A 23790-nucleotide genomic window follows, 5' to 3' on the forward strand; every position below is an offset into this window, starting at 1 on the left:
GCGTCCAACCCATCGACGAACGAAGTATCGAGGGGGATGCATGAGTGAGTTCGCTGCCGAGACGACCGGTATCGCCGCGTTCGCCGACACCGCGGCGGAGATGGCCCGGCGGGTGCAGACGGCGGGTGCGGGCGTGACGGCGGATGCCGGAATCCTGGGCGCGGTCTTCGGGATCATCGGCGGCGGCTTCGTCGCGGCCTACACCGACGCCCGCGGCGCGCATCTGCGCGAGCTGGACCGTCTCGCCTCCACGTGGGACGCGATGAGCACCACCGCGGCGACCACCGCCGTCGCCTACGACGCCACCGACGCCGACATCGTGGCCGGTCTGGGTGCCGCCGGATCGCCGGGGGGCTCGCGGTGATCGACACCATGGCCCGCCCCCTCGTCGAACTGCTGGGGGTGTTCGGCACCGGCCTGCTGCCCGCCGGCTCCCCGGCCGACGCCCTGCGCGCCGCGTCGGACGCGCTCGACGCGGGATACGCACTCGCGCGCACCGCCATCGGCGAACTCGACGCCGGCTGGACCGGCGTCGCCGCCGACGCAGCGATCGGCAGGGCCCGGAACACACAAGCGGCGAGCGTCGAACTGTCGGACCGGGGCCGCGAGATCGCGGTCGTCGTCGAGGCCGCCTCCGAGACGGTCCGGGTGGGCACTGCCGAACTGCAGACGATCCTCGAGTCCTTCCTCTCGCTCGCGGCGTCGGCGCTGCCGCTGCTGGGCACCCCCGCGGGACAGACGATGTTGATCACCGCGGCGGTCGATCACGTCGGGCGCGCATTGGCGGTCGTCGAGCGGGTACGGGGGGAACTCGCCGCCGACACCGCACGGATGGTCGAGCTCACCGCGCCCGATCCGGTGCCTGCGCAGTCCCGGCCGGTGGAGGTGGCCGGCCGCGTGCTGTCGGCGGTGTCGGCTGCACACCCGGCGGCCTCGACGGCGGTCTTCGACGGCTCGGGCGCCGCCACGGCAGTCGACTTCGGGTCGGCGGGGTCCACCGCCGAGGTGGGCAGCGCGGGTGGATCGAGCTCCTACGACCCCCGGTTCGGCGGCCGCGGCGTCGAGATCCTGCTGCCGGACGGCAGCACCGCGGTCGCGCCGAACCAGGAGGCCGCGAACGCCGTCCGCGCCGCCCTCAGTCAGCAGGGTGTGCCCTACCAGTGGGGCGGGACCACGCCGGGCCAGGGGCTGGACTGCAGCGGCCTGACGCAGTGGGCGTACGGCGAGGCCGGGGTGGGCCTGCCCCGCCTGGCACAGGAACAGAGCGTCGGCGTTCCGGTCGGCCAGGAGGATCTGCTACCCGGCGATCTCGCGGTGTGGGACGGCCACGTCGCGATGGTGATCGGGAACGGCCAGATGATCGAGGCCGGGGACCCCGTCAGCGTCAGCTCGATCCGAACCAGCAACAGCGGCATGGGCTTCCACGGCTTCTACCGACCGACCGAATGACCGGAGAATCATGACGACCGAACAGACCCCCTTGGCCGCCGCGACCGTCGCCGCCGCCGTCAACCACACCCGCACCGTGGCGATCCGCGCCACCGAGACCGGACTGCCGGTCGACATCCGCATCGACCGCCGCGAGATGCGGTTCGGTGGCGAACATCTTGCGCGCGAAATCCTTCGGCTCTGCCGCGAGGCCGGGCGGGAGGCCGGCGCCCGCCGGCGCGACGAACTCGCCCGGGCGGGCCTGTCCGGCGAGGTACTCGACCGGTTGGGCCTGCCGACCCGCGACGACATCGCTGCCGCGGAGCACGCCGCGGCCGAGGACACGGACGCCCCCGCCAGCTGGATGCGGCCGCTGTGAGCGCGCACGAAATGGACGCCGTCGTGGAACGCGCGGCGGCACAGTTGAATCTGTTCGACGACGCGCTCGCGGCGCTGCACGCGATCCGGGCCGAGGCGGTCAGTGACGACGGCCGGGTCCGGGTGGAGGTCGACGGCCACGGCAGCCCGACCGCGTTGTGGCTGAGCGAATCCCTCCACGACCTCGACCCGCGTGTCCTCGCCCGATCGGTGGTCGCCACCGCTCACCGCGCCGCGGAGGAGGCCGCGGCGGAGCGGACACGGATCACGAGCGCGTTGTTCGACACACCCGACCGACATTGACCGGTGTCCGGCTATATCTTCGGCCGCGACGTGGCTAGGCTTCCGGCCATGGCTGGAGACATCGTCCCGATCGAACTCGGTCTGACCCGAGGCGACCTCGTCACGTTGTGGGCCCCGCGCTGGCGCGAGGGTGACGACGAGTGGGAGGCGTTCCTCGGCCACGAGGAGGACCTCTACGGGTTCGGCTCGGTCGCCGCGCTGGCCGCCTTCCTGCGCACGGACGACGACAACGATCTCGTCGAGCACCCGTCGTGGCCGGTGTTCTCCAAGCTGGCCGCACCGGAACTCGAGCCGGAGGAGGACGACTCGTTCGACCTGATCGGCGTTCCCGAACTGGCCGCCGGTGATCCGGAGCCGCTCACGATCGCCGAACTTGACGCCACCCTGGACATGGTGCGCAGCATCGGGGAGGTCTGCGACCTCGAACCGGTGGTGAAGTTCTTCGAGAACCATCCCGAGATCGGTTACCTGCGCGGGGGCGTCGACCAGTTCGTCGGCCGCGACGGCGAAGCGCTGTGGGACCGGATCGGCGGCGCCGTCGCCCAGGACTGGGACGCGGTGCTCGACGCCATCGACGCGATCGTCACCACCCCGGACGTCGATGCGGAGGCCCTGGCGGTCGCCGAGGCGGAGATCCTCGCCGCCGAGGAGAACGTGGTGGACGCGGACGACGACGCGGAGACCGACGAGGACTTCGAGGACCTCGACACCGACGAGGACGAGGAGGCCGAGGAGACCTTCTGGACCGGCGTCGGCATCGACCCGATCAAGATCATCACCTCCGAGACGACCTACTACTCACTGCGCTGCTACCTCGACGACCATGCGGTGTTCCTGGGCCGCGGCGGGCAGATCTCGGTTTTCGGTTCCGAGCGCGCACTGGCCCGCTACCTCGCCGACAACCACGAGCACGACCTGGCCCGCGTCAGCACGTACGAACAGGTGCAGACCGCGGCCGTCGACGGTTCCCTGGAGGTGGAGGTCACCGACGAGAACATCTACGTTCTCCCCGGGCTGGCCGATGACCTCGCCGAGGGCCCCGACGCGGTGGACGCCGATCAGCTGGAGCTGGCGGTCGAGCTGTTCACCGATGCGGCGGACTTCGCGAGGGACGACGCCACCGACGCCGCGCTGGCGGCGTCGACCCCCCTGGGTTGGTACGTCTCGTACATTCTCGAGCCCACCCCGGGCCGCCTGGCCCCGAGCCCGCCGTTCCAGGCGGAGGCCGAGGCATGGCGGGCGCTCGAGCACGAGTTCGAGGCCCGCCTGCGCCCGGAGTAGCCGCGCCGGGTCAGCCGATCAGCACCGCGTAACCGGGCTTGATGACGTCGTCGATGAGCGCGAGCCGCTGGTCGAAGGGGATGAACGCGGACTTCATGGCGTTGATGGTGAAGCGTTCGAGGTCGCTCCAGCCGTAGCCGAAGGTCCGCACGAGCGCGAGCATCTCCCGGCTCATCGTCGTGTCGCTCATCAATCGGTTGTCGGTGTTGACGGTGACCCGGAACCGCTGGCGGGCCAACAGGTCGAACGGGTGCGACTCGAGGTCCGGCACGGCGCCCGTCTGCACGTTGGAGCTGGGGCAGAGTTCGAGCGGAATCCGCTTGTCGCGGACGTAGTTCGCGAGCAGACCGAGCGTGACGTCGCCGTCCGCGCCGACGGTGATGTCGTCGGTGATGCGCACCCCGTGCCCCAGCCGGTCGGTGCCGCAGAACGCGATGGCCTCGTGGATCGACGGCAGTCCGAAGGCCTCGCCGGCGTGGATAGTGAAATGCGCGTTGCAGTTCCTCATGTACTCGAACGCGTCGAGGTGCCGGCTCGGCGGGTAGCCCGCCTCGGCTCCGGCGATGTCGAAACCGACTACTCCGCGATCACGGAACCGGACCGCGAGTTCGGCGATCTCACGGGAACGGGCGGCATGCCGCATCGCCGTGAGCAGGCATCCGATGCGGATCTCGTGGCCGGCTGCACGGGCCGCCGCCTCGCCTTCCCGGAAGCCCGCGAGGACGTGGTCGACCACCTCGTCCAGACTCAGCCCGTCCTCGAGGTGCTGCTCGGGGGCGAACCGCACCTCGGCGTAGACGACGCCGTCGTCCGCGAGGTCCTCGGCGCACTCACGCGCCACCCGGCGCAGGCCGTTCGGCGTCTGCATAACGGCGACGGTGTGCGCGAAGGTCTCCAGGTAGCGCTCGAGCGACCCACTGTCGGCGGCGGCGCGGAACCACTCGGCCAGCTCGTCCGGGTCCTCGGCCGGCAGATCGGCGTATCCGCACTCGGTGGCCAACGCTGCGACGGTGGCCGGGCGCAGTCCCCCGTCGAGGTGATCGTGCAGCAGGACCTTGGGTGCCCGGCGCAGGTATTCGAGATCCAACGGCGCTGTCATGGATCGACGGTAGCGGTGGAATGCGTCGAACGTGCGTCACTCCGGGGCCGGGTGTCGGAACCGCGGACGACGCCCGGGTGTACGACCGAGCCGGTGCCCAGTGACCGGTCACCACCACGCAAAATGAAGTTACCGGCGGGTACACACTCCCTACACGGCGTCGGACCCATGAGACATTTTCCACATTGCATCCTGCGCCCGAGCGGAGATCGTCCGTGCGTGCGACCCGGAGCTCCGCGCGCCCCGACTGTCACGCGCGGAGCCATTCGGCGAGCCGACCACCATTGTCGCGCAACATCTTCCGCCCGAACAGGGCCCTTGGTCCCCACCCGATCGGGCACCCCGGAACGGCAGTGGGGACCGACGGCCGGATCACCGACCGTTATGGGAAGGCAAACCTAACATGCATTTTCGGAGCCGTACGAACCGCAACGGGAATTAGTTCCCGGATTCGGTTGGGTTTAGAGTTCACAGAAGTCGGTTCAGGTCCTCGTCGAGCCCGAGCTGCGGTAAATCCGAAATGCTGTGCAGGCTCGACGCGCCCACCAAAGACGTTGGAGGCACAGCACTCGATGAGCAGCACGACGGAAGCCGCTCCCGCGAAGGAGCGCACCCGGTCGCTTTACCGGGGCGACCCCGGCATGTGGTCCTGGGTTCTACACCGGATCACCGGCGTCGCAACATTCTTTTTCCTTTTCGTCCACGTCCTGGACACCGCGCTCGTGCGCGTCAACCCGGACACCTACGACCGGGTCATCGAGACCTACAAGAACCCGGTCGTCGGCCTCATGGAGCTCGCGCTCGTGGCCATGGTGCTGTACCACGCCCTCAACGGTGTGCGCGTGATGCTGATCGACTTCTGGTCGAAGGGCCCGCAGTACCAGCGCGTCATGCTCTGGGTCATCATCGCGGTCTGGTTCGTGGTCATGATCCCGGGCGCGGGTCGCATCTTCTACAACATGTTTGCGGGGCACTGACATGACGACAGAAGCCAAGACTCTCGGCAAGGCGTTCGACCGCCCGGCCAGCCTGGACAACCCGCGCTCCCCGCGCCGCGCCGCCAAGAACAACTTCGAGCTCTACGCATGGCTGTTCATGCGTTTCTCGGGCCTGGCGCTGATCATCCTGGTCCTGGGCCACCTGTTCATCATGTTGATGCTCGACGACGGTGTGCACCGCATCAACTTCGCGTTCGTCGCGGGTCGCTGGTCCAGCCCGTTCTGGCAGTTCTGGGACCTGGCGATGCTCTGGCTCGCCCAGCTGCACGGTGGCAACGGTCTGCGGACGGTCATCGCGGACTACTCGCGTAAGGACTCCACCCGGTTCTGGCTCAACACGATCCTGGTCGTGTCGATGATCCTGATCATGGGCCTGGGCACCTACGTCATCTTCACCTTCGACCCCAACATCTCGGCGAGCTAGGGGAGCAGAGACTTCATGCAGGAACATCGTTATGACGTCGTCATCGTCGGCGCCGGTGGCGCTGGCATGCGCGCAGCCATCGAGGCCGGCCCCCGCGCCCGCACCGCGGTCCTGACCAAGCTGTACCCCACGCGTAGCCACACCGGCGCCGCCCAGGGCGGTATGTGCGCGGCGCTCGCCAACGTCGAGGAAGACAACTGGGAGTGGCACACCTTCGACACCGTCAAGGGTGGCGACTACCTCGCCGACCAGGACGCGGTCGAGATCATGGCCAAGGAAGCCATCGACGCGGTGCTGGACCTCGAGAAGATGGGTCTTCCGTTCAACCGCACCCCCGAGGGCAAGATCGACCAGCGTCGTTTCGGTGGTCACACCCGCGATCACGGTAAGGCCCCGGTTCGTCGTGCGTGCTACGCCGCCGACCGCACCGGCCACATGATCCTGCAGACGCTCTACCAGAACTGCGTCAAGCACGACGTCGAGTTCTTCAACGAGTTCTACGCGCTCGACATCGCGCTGACCGAGACCCCCGAGGGTCCGGTTGCCACCGGCGTCATCGCGTACGAGCTCGCGACCGGTGAGCTCCACGTCTTCCACGCGAAGTCGATCGTGTTCGCCACCGGTGGCTCGGGCCGCATGTACAAGACGACGTCCAACGCGCACACCCTCACCGGTGACGGCATGGGCATCATCTTCCGCAACGGCCTGCCGCTCGAGGACATGGAGTTCCACCAGTTCCATCCGACGGGACTCGCGGGCCTGGGCATCCTCATCTCGGAGGCCGTGCGCGGCGAGGGCGGCATCCTCCGCAACGTCGACGGCGAGCGCTTCATGGAGCGCTACGCCCCCACCATCAAGGACCTCGCGCCGCGCGACATCGTCGCCCGCTCGATGGTGCTCGAGGTGCTCGAGGGTCGCGGTGCCGGTCCGAACAAGGACTACGTCTACATCGACGTCACGCACCTCGGCGAGGACGTGCTCGAGGAGAAGCTCCCCGACATCACCGAGTTCGCCCGCACCTACCTGGGCGTCGACCCGGTCACCGAGCTGGTGCCGGTGTACCCCACGTGCCACTACGTGATGGGTGGCATCCCCACCAAGATCAACGGTGAGGTGCTGCGCAACAACGAGGACCACGTGCCCGGCCTGTACGCCGCCGGCGAGTGCGCGTGTGTCTCGGTCCACGGCGCCAACCGTCTCGGCACCAACTCGCTGCTCGACATCAACGTCTTCGGGCGCCGTGCCGGCATCGCCGCCGCGGAGCACGCCGAGAAGACGGACTTCGTGCCGCTGCCCGAGAACCCGGCCGAGAAGGTCGAGAAGTGGCTCGAGGTCATCCTGTCCGACCACGGTCACGAGCGTGTCGCGGACATCCGCACCGAGCTGCAGCAGTCGATGGACAACAACGCGTCGGTGTTCCGCACCGAGGAGACCCTGACGCGGGCGCTGAAGGATATCCACGCCCTCAAGGAGCGCTACAACCACATCACGGTCCAGGACAAGGGCAAGCGCTACAACAGCGACCTGCTCGAGGCCGTCGAGCTGGGCTTCCTGCTCGAGATGGCAGAGGTCACGGTCGTCGGTGCGCTCAACCGCAAGGAGTCGCGCGGCGGCCACGCCCGCGAGGACTACCCGGATCGCAACGATGCCGAGTACATGCAGCACACGATGGCGTACAAGGAGGGATCGGAGCTCATCTCGCCGATCCGTCTGGACTACAAGCCGGTGGTCCAGACCCGCTACGAGCCGATGGAGCGTAAGTACTGATGTCCGCACCTGTCATGGACAAGGACGCACCCACGCTGCCGCCCGTTCCCGAGGGCGCCGTCATGGTCACCCTCAAGATCGCCCGGTTCAACCCGGAGGACGGCGAGGGCCAGCGCTGGGAGAGCTTCCAGGTCCCCACCCTGCCGACCGACCGTCTGCTGAACCTGCTGCTGTACGTGAAGGGCTACCTCGACGGCACGCTGACGTTCCGTCGCTCCTGCGCGCACGGCGTGTGCGGCTCGGACGCGATGCGCATCAACGGCGTCAACCGTCTGGCCTGCAAGGTCCTCATGCGTGACATGCTGCCCAAGGACGGCAGCGCGCTCACGATCACCGTCGAGCCCATCAAGGGTCTGCCGGTCGAGAAGGACCTCGTCGTCGACATGGAGCCCTTCTTCGACGCGTACCGCGCCGTGAAGCCGTTCCTCGTCACCACCGGCAACGAGCCCACCCGCGAGCGCATCCAGTCGCAGGCGGACCGTGCCCGGTTCGACGACACCACCAAGTGCATCCTGTGCGCCTGCTGCACCACCTCGTGCCCGGTGTACTGGAGCGACGGCAGCTACTTCGGCCCGGCCGCGATCGTGAACGCGCACCGTTTCATCTTCGACAGCCGTGACGAGGGCGCCGCCGAGCGTCTCGACATCCTGAACGACAAGGACGGCGTGTGGCGCTGCCGCACGACCTTCAACTGCACCGACGCGTGCCCCCGTGGCATCCAGGTGACGAAGGCGATCCAGGAAGTCAAGCGCGCGCTGCTGTTCGCCCGCAAGTGATGCTCTCGTAAGCACACAGCACCCCGTTTTGCGCACTTGTCGCAGCTCCCGACCGGTTCGGGCGCTCGGCAAGTGCGCAAACGCGTTTCCAGGACGGTCGTGCGGTGGCGGCGCGACACACCTGTGACGAGGCCCGCCACGACACGGTGATCGGCCTTCCATACGCTGGAGAGTCGATATGGCTGCTCTCCCGAAAACCGCACGGCGACGAATCCTCCTGACCGCCACCGCCTCCGCACTCGTCCTCGGTGCCGGGGGCGCTCCCGCCGTGGCCCTGCCCCTCCCGGAGCAGGCTCCCCTCGCGGCCGACCAGCCCGTCGCGCCCACCACCACTCCCCCGTTCAGCACCCCGAACACCGACGCGTGCCCGCACCGGCAGTCCCCTCCCCCGGCGATCGACCTCTCCGAGGTACCGCGCCCGGGACAGGACGCACCGGCGCCCGTCCCGGTCCCCGACTCCCCCGTCGGCGGTGCAGCCCTCGGCAGCTGCGGGGTGGTCACCGCCCCCGGCACGCCGCCGCTGCCCGCCGACATCTCCGCGACCGCGTGGGTGCTGTCCGACCTCGACACCGGGGACGTGCTCGCGGCCAAGGACCCGCACGGCCGCTACCGGCCCGCCAGCACCATCAAGGTGCTGCTCTCGCTCGTCGCGCTCGACGAGCTCGATCTGAACCGCACCGTCACCGCCACCTCGGAGGACGCGGCGATGGAGGGCAGCTCCGTGGGGCTCGGCGCCGGCGGTACGTACACCATTCTGCAGCTGATGCAGGGGCTGGTGATGCGCTCGGGCAACGACGCCGCCCACGCCCTCGCAGCGCAACTCGGCGGGGAGGACGCGACCGTCGCCAAGATGAACGCCGAAGCCGCATCCCTGGGCGCGCTGGACACCCGGACGGCGTCGGTGTCCGGCCTGGACGGCCCGGGAATGTCGACGTCGGCGTACGACCTGGCGCTGTTCTTCCGCGCCGCGATGCGGAACCCGACCTTCGCGCAACTGATCACGACGGAGTCGGTCCTCTACCCGGGGCACCCGGCGGATCCCGCCAAGCCCGACGACAAGCCGGTCGAGCCGTACCCGATCTTCAACGACAACCAGCTGCTGATGAACTATCCGGGCGCGCTCGGCGGCAAGACCGGGTACACCGACGACGCCAGGCAGACATTCGTCGGTGGGGCCGTCCGGGACGGCCGCCGACTCGGGGTCACGCTGATGGCCGCGGACGTCCTCCCGATCCGGCCGTGGGAGCAGGTCGCCCGCCTGCTCGACTACGGGTACGGGCTCGATCCCGCGACCGCGGTCGGCACGCTCGTCGAGCCGGACACCGCGACGTCGGAACCGGCCGCCGAGGTGGCCGGACCCGACACCCACGGCCCCGGCGGCATGGACCTGGCGTCGGGCTCGGACCTGCCGGACAAGGATCTCGCCGGCCGCGTCGCGGTCGGTCTGGTGGGAACGGGTGTCGTGGTCGGGCTGCTCGTGTGGGCGCGGGTGCTCGTCCGCCGACGCCGGCGCTGACGGTCAGTCGCCGCGTCGCCGCCACAGGCCGGCGAGTCCGATCGCTGCGAGCGCCCCGGCACCGGTCAGGGCCGCGGCCTCCTTCGCCGACATCCCCTCGCGCACCTGCACGCGGGGTCGGATCACGGCCGACTCCGGCGGCGGGACGAACGCCTTCTCGAGGTTCTCCCGGGCGGTGGCGGCCCACGCGGTCGCGAACAGGATCAGCCGCGCGGTCACATTGCTGAACACCAGGAGACCGATGATGGGACCGAACGCGACACCGGCAGGGCCCCGGCTGACCGCCGCCAGGTAGATCGCCCCTACCTGGCGGAAGATCTCGAACACGATGGCCGCGGCGAACGCGGCCCGCAGTGCGCTGCGCAGCGTCACCGGCTCCCGCGGCAGTCGCGCGATGACCCAGGACAGCAGCGCCCACGTCGCCAGCAGCCCGATCGCGAACGACACGATCCGCAGCAGCACGCCGACACCGGTCAGGTGCTCGGCACCGAGCCGTTCGACCACCCATCCGGCGACCGGGCCGTTGCTGAGCGCCGACAACCCGAAGGTCACCAGCATCGCCACACCGAGGCCGAGCAGCGCGCCGAAGTCCTTGACCTTGGTGACCACGAAGTTCCCGGCCTGGTGGGTGTGCTCCCACATGGCGGTCAACGCGTCGCGCAGATTGGTGATCCACCCCAGGCCCGCGTACACGGCGCCGAGCAGACCGAACACGCCGACGCTGGTGCGCGCCGAGATCGCCGCATCGATGAGGTCGTTGACGGTGTCCCCGAGCCCGCCCGGCATGTTCTGGCTGACCTGGTCCCGGATCTCGACGAGCCACTCCGGATGACCGGCGAGCACGAAACCCGCGACGGCGAACGCGACCATGAGGATCGGGACGATCGCGAGGATCGTGAAGTAGGTGATCCCGGCGGCGTAGTAGTCGCCCTTCTGCGTCTGGTAGCGCCCGCCCGCCCGGACGAGGTGATCGAGCCACGGCCGGCCCGCACGCTGCCTGTCGAGGAAGCCCGGTGCGTCGTCGGCCATGTACGGATTACCTCCTGGTCGTCAGGAACCCCACCTTCTCATAGACCTGGCCGAGCGTCCGGGCAGCGACGTCGCGGGCGCGATCGGCACCGCCGGCGAGGATGCGGTCCAGCTCCGCGCGGTCGGCGAGGTAGCCGTCGACCTTCTCGCGCAGCGGGGTGACGAACTCGGCGAGCACCTCCGCGGTGTCGGCCTTGAGGTCGCCGTAGCCCTTACCCTCGTAGCCGGCGACGAGGTCGTCGATGCTCTTGCCCGACAACGCCGACTGGATCGTGAGCAGGTTGCTGACGCCGGCCTTGTTCTGCGGGTCGAACCGGATCTCGCGCTCGTTGTCGGTGACGGCGGACCGGATCTTCTTGGCCGAGACCTTGGGGTCGTCGAGCAGGTTGATGAGACCGGCCGGGGTGGGACCGGACTTGCTCATCTTCGACGTGGGGTCCTGCAGGTCGTAGATCTTGGCGGTGCCCTTGATGATCTGCGGCTCGGGGACGACGAACGTCTTGCCGAAGCGGGTGTTGAAGCGGCCGGCCAGGTCGCGGGCGAGCTCGAGGTGCTGGCGCTGGTCCTCGCCCACCGGCACGCGCTGCGGGCGGTAGAGCAGGATGTCGGCGGCCATCAGCACCGGGTAGGTGAACAGGCCCACGCTGGCGTGCTCGCTGCCCTGCCGGGCGGCCTTGTCCTTGAACTGCGTCATGCGGCTGGCCTCACCGAAGCCGGTGATGCAGTTGAGGACCCACGCCAGCTCGGCGTGCTCGGGCACCTGGCTCTGTACGAACAGCGTCGACCGCTCGGGATCGATGCCGAGCGCGAGCAGCTGCGCGACGGCCCGCAGGGTGCGCTGACGCAGCTCCTTGGGGTCCTGCGGCACCGTGATCGCGTGCAGGTCGGGGATGAAGTAGAAGGCGTCGAAGTCGTCCTGCAGGGGCACCCACTGCTGCAGCGCACCGAGGAAGTTGCCGAGGTGGAACGAATCGGCGGTGGGCTGGATACCCGACAGGACGCGCGGCTTCGCGGTCGGCGACGTGGTGGGGTTCTCTGCAGTGCTCGACATAATCCCCGATACTTTCACGCGTCGGAAACGGCGATGCGAGGGAGGTCGACGCCGACCGCGGCGAACCGGTCGGTGACGGCGTCGGCGCGTCCGGGCCGCACCTGCAGCACGATCGACGCGTCCGTGTGACCGACCGCCGCCGCGAACCACGCCAGCTCGGCCGGCTGATCGGCGAGCAGGGCGTCCGCGTCGAGCACCAGCACCACCGGGTCCGCGCCGACGGTGTCGCCCAGCTCGCGCAAGCACTCGTCGAACGCGTCCTTGTTGCGGCCGAAGTAGTACGGGAACTGCAGGGCGGCGGCGAACTCGTCGAACAGTGCCGCGGCGGTGGGCATCCGGCGGCCGCGCACGTGCCGTACGGGCCGGGTAGCTCGCAGCTCCTCCTCGACGCCGGCGGTCCGCCCGGGCTCCGCGACCAGCAGCGACAGCCCGCGTGGGAGGGCCGGTTGCGGTGTCATCAGCGCATCCTCGTGAACGTCTCGTAGTGGTCGTCGGTGTACCACGCGGACCCGTCGCTGCCGGTGACGATGCGGTGCCCGTCGCGCCCGCGACCGCTCTGCTTCCGGTTGACGTCCCACTCCTGGTACCGGATCTGCTGTCCGCTGCCGGTGGCCGGCAACCGGCCCTCGTGGTTGCCGAACGTGCGGCCGCCCTCGGTGCCCGGCGCATCGGACGGCGGCCAGCGTCCGGCGTCGATCGCGGCGAGCGTGGCCCACGCCGCCTGCGGCACCCCGCTCGCCTGCGGAATCCCGGTCGCCTGCTCCGTGGTGCGCGTCGGCGACACCGAGACGGAGGCGCTGCTCGACACCGAGACGGAGGCGCTGCTCGTCACCGAGACCGGCGATGCGGCAGACGACGCGTCGTCACCGCCGGCCTGCGTTCCGACGAACACTGCCACCGCGAGACCGGCGAGGGCCACCAGCAGCGCGACGATCGGGCTCTTGCGCTGCGACGCCATCAGCGGAACTGCACGGTGACGGGCGCATGGTCCGACCAGCGCTCGGCGTAGGTGGCGGCGCGTTCGACGCGGGCCTCCTTCGCGCGGGCCGCCAGTGCGGGCGTGGTCAGGTGATAGTCGATGCGCCACCCGGCGTCGGTGTCGAACGCCTTGCCGCGGTACGACCACCACGAGTACGGCCCGTCGGTCTCCGGGTGCAGTTCCCGGACCACGTCCACCCAAGCGCCGCCGGTCAGCAGCGCCGCGACCCACTCGCGCTCGCCCGGCAGGAACCCGGACTTCTTGAGGTTGCCCTTCCAGTTCTTGATGTCGCGCTCGGTGTGCGCGATGTTCCAGTCGCCGCACACCAGCACGTCACGGCCCGCGGCGCCGGCGGCCTCGGCGCTGCGCGTCAGGTGCGCCGCGAACGACGCCATGAAGCGTTCCTTCTGCTCCTGCTTGGGCGTCTCGGCCTCGCCGGTCGGCAGGTAGAGGCTGCCGACGGTGAGCGCGTCGAAGTCCGCCTCGATGTAGCGGCCCGCGTCGGCGAACTCGTCGTCGCCGAAGCCGATGCGCACCGCGTCGGCGGGGCGCCGCGACAGCACCGCCACGCCGTTGCGGCCCTTCGCCGACGGTTCCGCCGACGCCACGTGCCAGCCGGCGTCGAGGGCGGGCGCCAGGGTCTCGTGCAGTTGCTTGTCGGACGCCCGCGTCTCCTGCAGGCAGACGACGTCGGCCTGGGAGCCGGTGAGCCAGTGGAGCAGGCCCTTGCGGGCGGCGGCGCGGACGCCGTTGACGTTGACGGTGGTGATGATGTGCGGCACGCGGAGAACCGTAGCGGACGCTACCGACGCGCCGTCACCACCGCGACGGCCAGTACCGCCAGGCCCGCAGCCGCGAGCGCCGACCCGACCAGCGCCGGCGCGGTGTACCCGAACCCGGCCGCGATGACCGCGCCGCCGATCCATGCGCCGAACGCGTTCGCGATGTTGAGCGCCGAGTGGTTGAGCGCGGCGGCCAGGGTCTGCGCGTCCGCCGCGACGTCCATCAGCCGGGTCTGCAGACCCGGCACCAACGCCGAGCCCGCGGCGGCGACGAGGAACAGCACCACCATCGCGGTGTACGGGTTGTGCGCGGCGACCGCGAAGAGGGCGAGCAGTCCGACGAGCGCCCCGAGCATCGTGAACAGTCCGGACGTCAGCGCCCGGTCGGCCAGGCGTCCGCCCAGCACGTTGCCGACGACCATGCCGAGGCCGTAGACCATGAGGGCGACCGGGATCAGCGCCTCGGGCAGTCCCGCGACGTCGGTCATCGTCCAGCCCACGTACGTGTAGACGGCGAACATTCCGCCGAATCCGACGGTGCCGATCACGAGGGTGAGCCACACCTGCCCGCGCCGCAGCGCCGCGAGTTCGGTCCGCGGATCGGTGGTGCGGACGTCGCGCAGTGCGGGCACCCACGCCGTGACGGCCGCGACGGTGAGCGCCCCGATCAGGGCGACGACGGCGAATGCACTGCGCCAGCCGAGTCCCTGCCCGATCCAGGTGGCTGCCGGCACTCCCACGACGTTGGCGATCGCGAGCCCGCTCATGACCGTCGCGACGGCCTTGGCCCGCCTCCCGGGCCCGGCGAGGTGGGCGGCGACCAGCGACGCCACCCCGAAGTAGGCGCCGTGCGGCAGGCCGGCGACGAAGCGGGCCACCAGCAGTCCGCCGTAGTTCGGCGCGACGATGGTGGCGGCGTTGCCCACCGTGAACGCGACCATGAGCGCGATCAGCAGCGTCTTACGCGGCATCCTCGCCGTCAGTGCCGCGATCACCGGGGCGCCGACCACGACGCCGAGGGCGTACGCGGTGATGACGTGTCCCGCGGTGGGCTCGGAGATGTCCAGGCCCCCGGCGATCTGCGGCAGCAGTCCCATCGCGACGAACTCGGTGGTGCCGATGCCGAACCCGCCCATGGCGAGCGCGAGCATCGCGCGCCGGCGCCCGGAGGACGGGAGGTCTGCGGCGACGGACGAGGGAGCGGTGGCCGAGACGGTCAAGAGCAGTGGAGCCTTCCGAGCACGGTACGAAACGAACGACGATCGAGCGGGCGCGAGTCGAACGCGCGACGCCCGAGGGTAGTGGAGAAAGGGAAACGGGACGTTCCCGTGAGGGGAACGTCCCGTTTACCGTGCGGAGCGACGCTTTACGCGCGCGCCTTCTGCAGGTTCTCGTCGAGGGTCGCGAGGAACTCCTCGGTGGTCTGCCAACCCTGGTCCGGGCCCACCAGCAGTGCGAGGTCCTTGGTCATCTGACCGTTCTCGACGGTCTTGATGACGACGTCCTCGAGCTGCTGCGCGAACTCGATCAGCTCAGGGGTGTTGTCCAGCTTGCCGCGGTGCTCGAGACCACGGGTCCAGGCGAAGATCGACGCGATCGGGTTGGTCGACGTCGGCTTGCCCTGCTGGTGCTGACGGTAGTGGCGCGTGACGGTGCCGTGCGCGGCCTCGGCCTCGACGGTCTTGCCGTCCGGCGTCATCAGCACGGAGGTCATCAGGCCCAGCGAGCCGTAGCCCTGCGCGACGGTGTCGGACTGGACGTCGCCGTCGTAGTTCTTGCAGGCCCAGACGTAGCCGCCCTCCCACTTGAGCGAGGAGGCGACCATGTCGTCGATGAGGCGGTGCTCGTAGGTGAGGCCCGCGGCGTCGAACTCCGCCTTGAACTCCTCCTCGTACACGCGCTGGAACTCGTCCTTGAACATGCCGTCGTAGGCCTTGAGGATCGTGTTCTTGGTCGACAGGTAGACCGGGTAGTTCTGCTGCAGGCCGTAGGACAGAGAGGCCCGCGCGAAGTCCTGGATGGACTTCTTGAAGTTGTACATACCCATGACGACGCCGCCGTCCTCGGGCATGCGCACGACCTCGTGCTGGATCGGCTCGGAGCCGTCCTCCGGCGTGAAGGTGAGGGTGACGGTGCCGGCCTGGTGGACCTTGAAGTCGGTGGCGCGGTACTGGTCACCGAACGCGTGACGGCCGACGATGACCGGCTTGGTCCAGCCCGGCACCAGACGCGGCACGTTCGAGATCAGGATCGGGGCACGGAAGATGGTGCCGCCCAGGATGTTACGGATGGTGCCGTTCGGGGAACGCCACATCTTCTTCAGGCCGAATTCCTCGACCCGGGCCTCGTCCGGGGTGATCGTCGCGCACTTGACGCCGACGCCGTGCCGCTTGATCGCCTCTGCAGCGTCGATGGTCACCTGGTCGTCGGTGGCATCGCGATGCTCGATCCCCAGGTCGTAGTACTCCAGATCGACATCCAGGTACGGATGGATCAGCTTGTCTTTGATGAACTGCCAGATGATGCGAGTCATCTCGTCGCCGTCGAGTTCGACGACCTTGCCTTCGACCTTGATCTTGGACATGGGGGCTTCGCGTCCTCCTAGGAAGTTTCCCTGGTTCCGTTCCCTGCGTACTGGGGTGCGCAGATCACTTTGTGAGTGACCCCGCCAACGGTTCAATTATCAAACGTATCCGGTTCGGATCGCCCCTGTCAGGCCGACCCAAACATGACGAGCGTACTGCTATCCGAGACGGAGGCAACCACTGGGCCGAAAACCGCTCACCCTACCGCTCGGTAACCTCGGGCCGGTGCGGCGAGGGGGTCCGGGTCCGCGCCGCGTGCGCCGGCCGCGCCCAGCGGCGGTGGGCCACGGCCAGCAGCACCAGCCACACGGCGCCCACCACCAGCGCCACCCGGCTGTCGGCGTCGAACGCCAGCAGCGCGATCACGAACACCAGGAAGCCGATCGCGACCAGCTGTCCGTACGGCCAGAACGGCACCGGGAACTTCAGCGCGGCGGCCGCCGCGGGGTCCATCCGCCGGCGCGAGCGGTACTGCGCGAGCAGGATCATCAGCCACACGAAGACGGTCGCGAAGGTCGCGATGGACGCGATCACCAGGAAGACCCGATCGGGTATCGCGTAGTTGAGCAGGACACCGAGCAGCAGCGCGGCGATCATGACGATGACCGTCATCCACGGCACCCCGCTGCGCGAGACCCGTCCCATCACCGCGGGCGCCTGGCCGCGCTGCGCCATGCCGTACATCATGCGGCCGGCGCCGAAGATGTCGCTGTTGATCGCGGACAGTGCGGCGGAGATGACGACCACGTTCAACACCGCCGCGGCCGGCCCGAGACCGAGGCCCTCGAAGATCTGCACGAAGGGGCTGCCCTCGGAACCGATCGTCTGCCACGGACTGATCGCCATGATCACCGCCAGCGTGAGCACGTAGAACACGATGATCCGGACCGGCACCGTGTTGATCGCCCGAGGGATCGTGCGCTCGGGATCCTCGGCTTCGCCCGCGGTGATACCGATGATCTCCGTACCACCGAATGCGAACATCACGATCGCGAAGCATCCGACGAAGCCGCCGAGCCCGGTCGGGAAGAAGCCTCCCTCGCTCCACAGGTTCGACACGCCCTCGCCGGTGTCGTGCAGGCCGAACCCGAAGACGAGGACGGCGACACCGGCCGCGATCATCGCCACGATGGCGACGATCTTGACGATCGTGAGCCAGAACTCCACCTCGCCGAACACCTTGACGCTCAGCAGGTTGACGGCGCCGACGAAGAAGATGACGGCCAGCACCCAGATCCACCGCGGCACGTCCGGGAACCAGAACCCCATGTAGACGCCGAATGCCGTCACGTCGGCCAGGCAGACCACGACCATCTCGAACGTGTAGGTCCACCCCGTCGCGAAGCCGGCGAGCGGGCCCAGGTGCCGGGTGGCGTATTCCCCGAACGAGCCCGACACCGGGTCGCTGACGGCCATCTCGCCGAGCGCACGGAGCACGATGTAGATCACCGCCCCGCCGATCAGATAGGCCAGCAGCACCGACGGCCCCGCCCGGTCGATGGCCTCCGCGGAACCGTAGAAGAGCCCGGTACCGATGGCGGACCCGAGGGCGATGAAACGGATGTGGCGGGCCGTGAGACCTCGGGTCAGCACCGAGGTGGTGTCTTTCACGATCGAACTCCCTGTCTGTGCGTGCCCACCGAGTTTGCCTGCCACGTCCTTTTCGACCTTCCTGCCCGCCCTCCTTCCAACCGCACGGTCGATACCGCTACTATCGGCGGAGGTCATGAGTGCCAGCGTCAAGCCCCGGCTCGCTGGTCGGCAACCCTCCAACCGCGGTGGGGTGCCCCGGGTGATGACCAGGTCTTCCGGCGAGAGCCGGAGGACAAGCGCGGGTCCGCTGGGACGGACCCACTGACCGGGCCATGCCCCACCGGAGGTTCATCATGTGTTGTTGTCACGAGTAGCCGGTCCCCCGAGCGCGCGCCTGCCGCTGCGCACCCTCTCATCTGCCGAACACTTCCCGAACCTGGAGTAGACGACTCATGACCGAAATCACGGACGCCGCGACCGACCCGACGGCCGACTGGAGCTTCGAGACCAAGCAGGTCCACGCCGGCCAGTTGCCCGACGGCACCACCAACGCGCGTGCACTGCCGATCTTACCAGACCACGTCGTACACGTTCAACAGCACCGACCACGCGGCCGCACTGTTCGGCCTGGCCGAGCCCGGCAACATCTACACCCGCATCATGAACCCGACGCAGGATGCCGTCGAACAGCGTATCGCCGCGCTCGAGGGCGGCGTCGCGGCCCTGCTGCTCGCGTCCGGCCAGGCCGCCGAGACCTTCGCGATCCTCAACCTCGCCGAGTCGGGCGACCACATCGTGTCGAGCCCGCGCCTGTACGGCGGCACGTACAACCTGTTCCACTACTCGCTGCGCAAGCTGGGCATCGAGGTCTCGTTCGTCGAGGACCCGGACGACATCGAGCAGTGGCGCGCCGCCGTCCGCCCCAACACCAAGGCGTTCTACGGCGAGTCGATCTCCAACCCCCGCAACGACATCCTCGACATCCCGGGGATCGCGCAGGTGGCGCACGAGAACGGCATCCCGCTGATCGTCGACAACACCGTCGCGAGCCCGTACCTGATCCGTCCGTTCGAGCACGGCGCCGACATCGTCGTCCACTCGGCCACCAAGTACCTCGGCGGCCACGGCACCGCGGTCGCCGGTGTGATCGTCGACGGCGGCACGTTCGACTGGACCCAGGGCCGGCACACCAACTTCACGACCGCCGACCCGAGCTACCACGGCGTGGTCTACGCCGACCTCGGCGCGCCGGCGTTCGCACTCAAGGCGCGCGTGCAGCTGCTGCGCGATCTCGGCTCGGCCATCTCGCCGTTCAACGCGTTCCTCATCTCGCAGGGCATCGAGACGCTGAGCCTGCGGATGGAGCGCCACGTCGCCAACGCGAAGGCGGTCGCCGAGTACCTCGAGGCCCGCCCGGAGGTCGCGTCGGTCTCGTACGCCGGTCTGCCGTCGTCGCCGTGGCACGAGCGTGCCAAGACGATCGCTCCGCGCGGCACCGGCGCGATCGTCGCGTTCGAGCTCGCCGGTGGTGTCGACGCGGGCAAGAAGTTCGTCAACGCGCTCACGCTGCACAGCCACGTCGCCAACATCGGTGACGTGCGCTCGCTGGTGATCCACCCGGCGTCGACCACCCACTCGCAGCTCACCCCCGAGGAGCAGCTCGCTTCGGGTGTGACTCCGGGTCTCGTCCGCCTCGCCGTGGGCATCGAGGGACTCGACGACATCATCGCCGACCTCGAAGCCGGTTTCGCGGCGGCGGCATCTTGACCGTCAGCTCCGTTCGCAACGCCCGTCCGGCCGGATTCCCTCCGCCGGACGGGCAGTTGGGCTTCGTCCACATCGGCTCGGTGCAACTCGAGAACGGTGCGGTGGTGCCCGACGTCACGCTCGGCGTCCAGCGGTGGGGTGAGCTGTCCACCGAGCGGGACAACGTGATCCTGATCGAGCACGCCCTCACGGGCGACTCGCACGTGAGCGGTCCCGCCGACGACGAGCACCCCTCCCCCGGCTGGTGGGACGGCATGATCGGGCCGGGCGCGCCGATCGACACCGACGAGTGGTGCGTGCTCGCCACCAACGTGCTCGGCGGCTGCCGCGGCTCCACCGGCCCCGGATCGCTGGCCGCGGACGGCAACTACTGGGGTTCGCGATTCCCGGAGATCACGATCCGCGATCAGGTGACCGCCGAGGTCGCGCTGGCGGATCTGCTCGGCATCGAGCGTCTCGCCGCCGTCGTCGGCGGATCGATGGGCGGCATGCGGACCCTCGAGTGGATCATCGGGTACCCCGACCGGGTCGCCGCGGCCCTGGTTCTCGCGGTGGGCGCCCGCGCCACCGCCGACCAGATCGGCACCCAGACCACCCAGATGCAGATCATCAAGAGCGATCCCGACTGGCAGGGCGGCGACTACCACGGCACGGGCCGGGTCCCGCGCACCGGACTGGGCCTGGCCCGCCGGATCGCGCACCTGACGTACCGCACCGAGGGCGAACTGGATTCGCGCTTCGCCAACACCCATCAGGACGGCGAGAACCCTTGGAGCGGTGGCCGTTACGCCGTCCAGAGTTATCTCGACCATCAGGCCGACAAGCTCGTCGGCCGGTTCGATCCCGGCACCTACGTGCTGCTGAGCGAGGCGATGAACCGGCACGACGTCGGTCGCGGCCGCGGCGGTGTGGCCGCGGCGCTGGCCTCGACGGACGTGCCGGTGGTCGTCGGCGGTGTCGACTCCGATCGGCTGTACCCGCTGCGGCTGCAGCAGGAACTCGCGGACGGGCTGCCCGGCTGCGACGGACTGCGCGTGCTCGAGTCGAAGGACGGCCACGACGGCTTCCTCACCGAGGCCGACGCGGTGGCCGAGCTGCTGAAGGAGACGATGGAGCTGTCGCGGGCGGCGCGCCGCAACTAGCCGGCCCACGCCCGCGTCAGTACACCCGGGTCAGTCGGTCCCGAGCGGATCGATCGACGTCGCGAGCGCGATGATCGCGGCCCCCACGACGGTCATCGCCGTCACGTCGAAGCCTCGGCCTCGCACCGCGAGCAAACCCACCCGATCGGGTGAGACCACGGCACGCAGGAACGCGGCGACCAGCATGGCGCCCCCGAGAACGAGGGCGCCGCGCCGCCAGCGGTCGGCCAGGACCAGCCCGAAGGCGCCCGCCACCACGAGGACGACGAGCACCATCGGCAGGTTCCTGCGCACGAACTGCGTCACGCGCGAGAACCTAGCCGCGCGAACCGGCGAGCTGCTCGGCCCGCTCCACGACGTTGGTCAGCAGGAACGCGCGCGTCAGCGGTCCGACACCACCGGGGTTCGGGGAGACGAATCCGGCGACCTCACGGACGTCGTCGGCGACGTCGCCGCGCAGCCCGTCGGCGGTGCGGCTGACACCCACGTCGAGCACCGCGGCACCCGGCTTGACCATGTCGGCGGTGATCAGGCCCGGCACACCCGCTGCGGCGATCACGATGTCGGCCTGCCGAACCTGCGCCGCGAGGTCCCGAGTACCGGTGTGGCACAGCGTGACCGTCGCGTTCTCCGAACGCCGGGTCAGCAGCAGGCCGATGGGACGGCCGACCGTGACACCGCGGCCGACGACGGCGACGTGCGCGCCGGCGATCGGAACGTCGTAGCGGCGCAGCAGGTGCACGATGCCACGCGGCGTGCACGGCAGCGGGGCTTCCTTGCCCAGCACGAGCCGGCCCAGGTTGACCGGGTGCAGACCGTCGGCGTCCTTCTCGGGATCGATGCGCTCGAGGGCGGCGTTCTCGTCGAGGTGCTTGGGCAGAGGGAGCTGCACGATGTAGCCGGTGCACTCCGGGTTGGCGTTGAGTTCGTCGATCGTGGCCTCGAGCTCGGCCTGGGTGATGTCCGCGGGCAGGTCACGGCGGATCGAGGTGATGCCGACCTTGGCGCAGTCGTTGTGCTTGCCCCGCACGTATGCCGCCGAACCGGGGTCCTCACCGACGAGGACGGTGCCCAGACCGGGCGTGATGCCCTTCTCCTTCAGGGCCGCCACCCTGGCCTCGAGGTCGGTGAAAATCTCGTCGCGGGTTGCTTTGCCGTCCAGGATCGTTGCAGTCACGGCGACCATTGTTCCAGGCTAGGGTCGCTGCGTGACATCGGCTCCGGAACTTCGCGGTCCACGTGTCGTGCTGGCACCCGTCCAGCCCGCCCACCACGAGCGGTTGCGCGAGATCCATCGGCTCCCCGAAGTGAGCCGATGGTGGAAGGAACCGGCCGCGGACTGGCCGTCCGCGGACCCCGACACGGTGGCCTACGCGGTGGTCCTGGACGACCGCGTCGTGGGTTTCGCGCAGTGGTACCAGGAGTCGGACCCCGAGTACCGGCATGCCGGCATCGACCTGTTCCTCGACGGCGCGGTGCACGGACAGGGGCTGGGCACGGAGGTGGTGCGGCTGCTGGCGACGCACCTCGTCGACGAGCGGGGGTTCCATCGCCTCGTCATCGACCCGGAGGCCGCGAACTCCGCGGCGATCGCGTGCTACCGCAGGGTGGGATTCCGCGACGTCGGCGTCATGCGGGAGTACTGCCGGGGCGCCGACGGCGGGTGGCGGGACGGACTCATGATGGATCTGCTCGCCCGCGAACTGATCCGTTGAGCGAGTCGCGGTCACCACGGCTCGACGACGAGGCCGTTCGCGGTCGCGTAGGCCACCGCCTGGGTGAGTTCCACCTGCGCGCCGCGCAGTTCCGCGGCGGTCCACAGTCCGGGGCCGACGTGGGCCCCGCGCAGGTCGGCCCCCTCCAGGCGCAGCCCCTCGACGCGGGCACCGAACAGATCCACCGAGCGCAGCACCGCGCCCCGCAGGTCCGCGTCGACGAGGTTCGCTTCCCGGAAGCGGCAGTCGGTGAAGTCGACGCCCTGCAGATCGGCCCCGCCGAACGAGACGAACGTGAAGTCCACCTCGTCGATCCGCAGCGGCCGCAGCCGGCAGTCCTCGAATACCGATCCGATGAGGCTCGAACTGCTGAAACTGCTGTGCCACAGCGTCGTCCGGGCGAACGTGCACGACCGGAACGCAGTCGAGTGGTGGTGGGAGGCGCTCAGGTCGGTCCCCGTGAAGTCGCACTGGGTGAACACGCACGACTCGGTGCGCACCTCGCTGAGGTCGGCGCCCCGGAACGTGCACCGCGTGTAGTGCTGCCGGTTCCAGTGCTGCCCGGCGAGGCGCGCACCCGCGAAGTCCTCCCCCACGATCTCGACGAGCTCGGCCATGTCCCCATGGTCCCCTCGGAGTCCGACAATTACGACTGCCCGCCCTCCGGCGGGCGGCGGGCGGCCGCGGCCTGGCAAGCTGAAGGCCGTGTTCCGAGTGATGTTCCACGAGCCCCGCATCCCACCCAACACCGGGAACGCGATCCGCATGGTCGCCGGCACCGGATGCGAACTGCACCTCGTCGGACCGCTCGGCTTCGACCTGTCCGAGCCGAAACTGCGCCGCGCCGGCCTCGACTACCACGACCTCGCGTCGGTGACCGTGCACGAGAATCTCGAGGCGGCCTGGGCGGCGCTGCAACCGGACCGGGTGTTCGCGTTCACCGCGCACGCGACCACGTCGTACGCCGACCTCGCGTACCAGCCGGGTGACGTCCTGTTGTTCGGTCCCGAACCCACCGGGCTCGCGCCGGCGGTTCTCGAGGACCCGCACGTCACCGCACAGGTCCGCATCCCCATGGTGCCGGGGCGCCGCTCGTTGAACCTGTCGAACGCGGCCGCTGTCGTCACGTACGAGGCCTGGCGGCAGCACGGTTTCGCCGGCGGGGTGTGACCCCACTCGGACGGTTGACCAGATCCGGTGTATCCAGCGCGCTCCGAACCCGCTAGAGTCCCCTCGA

Annotated in this window: 25 protein-coding genes, 1 pseudogene and 1 riboswitch; of the genes and pseudogenes, 14 read left to right on the plus strand and 12 right to left on the minus strand. The window is 69.5% G+C overall.

Annotated features, from left to right (window positions below):
- Window positions 1-40: 40 nt before the first annotated feature.
- Genes E7742_RS13155 through E7742_RS13175 form a run of 5 tightly spaced genes read left to right on the plus strand, consistent with a single transcriptional unit; the run spans window position 41 to window position 3390 of the window.
- Entirely contained in the window at window positions 41-364 is a 324-nt protein-coding gene (locus E7742_RS13155) for a hypothetical protein (protein ID WP_137799349.1), read from the plus strand.
- Window positions 361-1449, plus strand: a complete 1089-nt coding sequence (locus E7742_RS13160; protein WP_137799350.1) for a C40 family peptidase — start codon at window positions 361-363, stop codon at window positions 1447-1449. The genes E7742_RS13155 and E7742_RS13160 overlap by 4 nt, the downstream gene beginning before the upstream one ends.
- A 10-nt stretch (window positions 1450-1459) precedes the next feature.
- Window positions 1460-1807, plus strand: a complete 348-nt coding sequence (locus E7742_RS13165; protein ID WP_137799351.1) for a hypothetical protein — start codon at window positions 1460-1462, stop codon at window positions 1805-1807.
- Window positions 1804-2109, plus strand: coding sequence for a YbaB/EbfC family nucleoid-associated protein (locus E7742_RS13170; protein WP_137799352.1), 306 nt, complete (start codon window positions 1804-1806; stop codon window positions 2107-2109). Before E7742_RS13165 ends, E7742_RS13170 begins: the two co-directional genes overlap by 4 nt.
- Window positions 2110-2157: 48 nt before the next feature.
- Complete coding sequence (locus E7742_RS13175) at window positions 2158-3390, plus strand: primosomal protein (protein WP_137799353.1); 1233 nt, start codon at window positions 2158-2160, stop codon at window positions 3388-3390.
- A 10-nt stretch (window positions 3391-3400) separates the two neighbouring features.
- Here the strand turns inward: E7742_RS13175 and E7742_RS13180 are convergent, their stop codons facing one another.
- Window positions 3401-4489: an adenosine deaminase gene (locus E7742_RS13180; RefSeq protein ID WP_137799354.1), complete on the minus strand. Its 1089-nt coding sequence runs from the start codon at window positions 4487-4489 to the stop codon at window positions 3401-3403.
- Window positions 4490-5061: 572 nt separating this feature from the next.
- Between E7742_RS13180 and sdhC the strand changes: the two genes are divergently transcribed.
- The 5 genes from sdhC to E7742_RS13205 all read left to right on the plus strand — a co-directional run bounded on the left by sdhC (window position 5062) and on the right by E7742_RS13205 (window position 9970).
- A complete protein-coding gene (gene sdhC, locus E7742_RS13185) occupies window positions 5062-5466 on the plus strand; it encodes a succinate dehydrogenase, cytochrome b556 subunit (RefSeq protein WP_137799355.1) in 405 nt (134 codons plus the stop codon).
- A gap of 1 nt (window position 5467) precedes the next feature.
- Window positions 5468-5911 (plus strand): succinate dehydrogenase hydrophobic membrane anchor subunit, encoded by a 444-nt coding sequence (locus E7742_RS13190; RefSeq protein WP_137799356.1) that lies wholly within the window; start codon window positions 5468-5470, stop codon window positions 5909-5911.
- A gap of 15 nt (window positions 5912-5926) precedes the next feature.
- Entirely contained in the window at window positions 5927-7678 is a 1752-nt protein-coding gene (gene sdhA / locus E7742_RS13195) for a succinate dehydrogenase flavoprotein subunit (RefSeq protein ID WP_137799357.1), read from the plus strand.
- Window positions 7678-8454: a succinate dehydrogenase iron-sulfur subunit gene (locus E7742_RS13200; RefSeq protein WP_137799358.1), complete on the plus strand. Its 777-nt coding sequence runs from the start codon at window positions 7678-7680 to the stop codon at window positions 8452-8454. The genes sdhA and E7742_RS13200 overlap by 1 nt, the downstream gene beginning before the upstream one ends.
- A 178-nt stretch (window positions 8455-8632) precedes the next feature.
- The gene (locus E7742_RS13205; protein WP_137799359.1) at window positions 8633-9970 is read left to right on the plus strand and encodes a D-alanyl-D-alanine carboxypeptidase family protein; all 1338 of its coding nucleotides are present in this window, start codon (window positions 8633-8635) and stop codon (window positions 9968-9970) included.
- Between the two features lie 3 nt (window positions 9971-9973).
- Here the strand turns inward: E7742_RS13205 and yhjD are convergent, their stop codons facing one another.
- The 8 genes from yhjD to E7742_RS13245 all read right to left on the minus strand — a co-directional run bounded on the left by yhjD (window position 9974) and on the right by E7742_RS13245 (window position 18007).
- Window positions 9974-10999, minus strand: coding sequence for an inner membrane protein YhjD (yhjD, locus tag E7742_RS13210; protein ID WP_137799360.1), 1026 nt, complete (start codon window positions 10997-10999; stop codon window positions 9974-9976).
- A gap of 7 nt (window positions 11000-11006) precedes the next feature.
- Complete coding sequence (trpS, locus tag E7742_RS13215; RefSeq protein ID WP_137799361.1) at window positions 11007-12050, minus strand: tryptophan--tRNA ligase; 1044 nt, start codon at window positions 12048-12050, stop codon at window positions 11007-11009.
- A 14-nt stretch (window positions 12051-12064) separates the two neighbouring features.
- On the minus strand, window positions 12065-12508 hold the full coding sequence (locus E7742_RS13220) for a barstar family protein (protein WP_137799362.1): 444 nt from the start codon (window positions 12506-12508) through the stop codon (window positions 12065-12067).
- A complete protein-coding gene (locus E7742_RS13225) occupies window positions 12508-13008 on the minus strand; it encodes a ribonuclease domain-containing protein (RefSeq protein ID WP_137799363.1) in 501 nt (166 codons plus the stop codon). The genes E7742_RS13220 and E7742_RS13225 overlap by 1 nt, the downstream gene beginning before the upstream one ends.
- Window positions 13008-13811, minus strand: a complete 804-nt coding sequence (locus E7742_RS13230) for an exodeoxyribonuclease III (RefSeq protein WP_137799364.1) — start codon at window positions 13809-13811, stop codon at window positions 13008-13010. The genes E7742_RS13225 and E7742_RS13230 overlap by 1 nt, the downstream gene beginning before the upstream one ends.
- 20 nt (window positions 13812-13831) lie before the next feature.
- The gene (locus E7742_RS13235; protein ID WP_175420618.1) at window positions 13832-14962 is read right to left on the minus strand and encodes an MFS transporter; all 1131 of its coding nucleotides are present in this window, start codon (window positions 14960-14962) and stop codon (window positions 13832-13834) included.
- Window positions 14963-15177: 215 nt separating this feature from the next.
- A complete protein-coding gene (locus E7742_RS13240; RefSeq protein WP_137799366.1) occupies window positions 15178-16395 on the minus strand; it encodes an NADP-dependent isocitrate dehydrogenase in 1218 nt (405 codons plus the stop codon).
- Window positions 16396-16597: 202 nt separating this feature from the next.
- Window positions 16598-18007: an amino acid permease gene (locus E7742_RS13245; protein WP_175420479.1), complete on the minus strand. Its 1410-nt coding sequence runs from the start codon at window positions 18005-18007 to the stop codon at window positions 16598-16600.
- Window positions 18008-18118: 111 nt separating this feature from the next.
- Window positions 18119-18234, plus strand: a riboswitch (SAM riboswitch).
- A 147-nt stretch (window positions 18235-18381) separates the two neighbouring features.
- On the opposite strand from E7742_RS13245, the pseudogene E7742_RS13250 reads away from it, so the two are divergent.
- Window positions 18382-19696: pseudogene (locus E7742_RS13250) on the plus strand (bifunctional o-acetylhomoserine/o-acetylserine sulfhydrylase).
- On the plus strand, window positions 19693-20838 hold the full coding sequence (metX, locus tag E7742_RS13255) for a homoserine O-acetyltransferase MetX (protein WP_175420480.1): 1146 nt from the start codon (window positions 19693-19695) through the stop codon (window positions 20836-20838). The pseudogene E7742_RS13250 and the gene metX overlap by 4 nt, the downstream one beginning before the upstream one ends.
- Before the next feature lie 30 nt (window positions 20839-20868).
- Here the strand turns inward: metX and E7742_RS13260 are convergent, their stop codons facing one another.
- Complete coding sequence (locus E7742_RS13260; RefSeq protein WP_175420619.1) at window positions 20869-21114, minus strand: DUF3017 domain-containing protein; 246 nt, start codon at window positions 21112-21114, stop codon at window positions 20869-20871.
- 40 nt (window positions 21115-21154) lie between these two features.
- Complete coding sequence (locus E7742_RS13265) at window positions 21155-22015, minus strand: bifunctional methylenetetrahydrofolate dehydrogenase/methenyltetrahydrofolate cyclohydrolase (RefSeq protein WP_175420481.1); 861 nt, start codon at window positions 22013-22015, stop codon at window positions 21155-21157.
- Window positions 22016-22046: 31 nt separating this feature from the next.
- Between E7742_RS13265 and E7742_RS13270 the strand changes: the two genes are divergently transcribed.
- The gene (locus tag E7742_RS13270; protein ID WP_137799370.1) at window positions 22047-22553 is read left to right on the plus strand and encodes a GNAT family N-acetyltransferase; all 507 of its coding nucleotides are present in this window, start codon (window positions 22047-22049) and stop codon (window positions 22551-22553) included.
- 11 nt (window positions 22554-22564) lie between these two features.
- Here E7742_RS13270 and E7742_RS13275 read toward each other — a convergent pair whose 3' ends face one another.
- Window positions 22565-23170 (minus strand): pentapeptide repeat-containing protein, encoded by a 606-nt coding sequence (locus E7742_RS13275; RefSeq protein WP_137799371.1) that lies wholly within the window; start codon window positions 23168-23170, stop codon window positions 22565-22567.
- Window positions 23171-23258: 88 nt separating this feature from the next.
- On the opposite strand from E7742_RS13275, the gene E7742_RS13280 reads away from it, so the two are divergent.
- Window positions 23259-23723 (plus strand): tRNA (cytidine(34)-2'-O)-methyltransferase, encoded by a 465-nt coding sequence (locus E7742_RS13280; protein ID WP_137799372.1) that lies wholly within the window; start codon window positions 23259-23261, stop codon window positions 23721-23723.
- Window positions 23724-23790 lie beyond the last annotated feature (67 nt).

Origin of the sequence: Rhodococcus sp. SGAir0479, from assembly GCF_005484805.1 — a bacterium.
In the GTDB taxonomy this organism is placed as follows: Bacteria; Actinomycetota; Actinomycetes; order Mycobacteriales; family Mycobacteriaceae; genus Prescottella.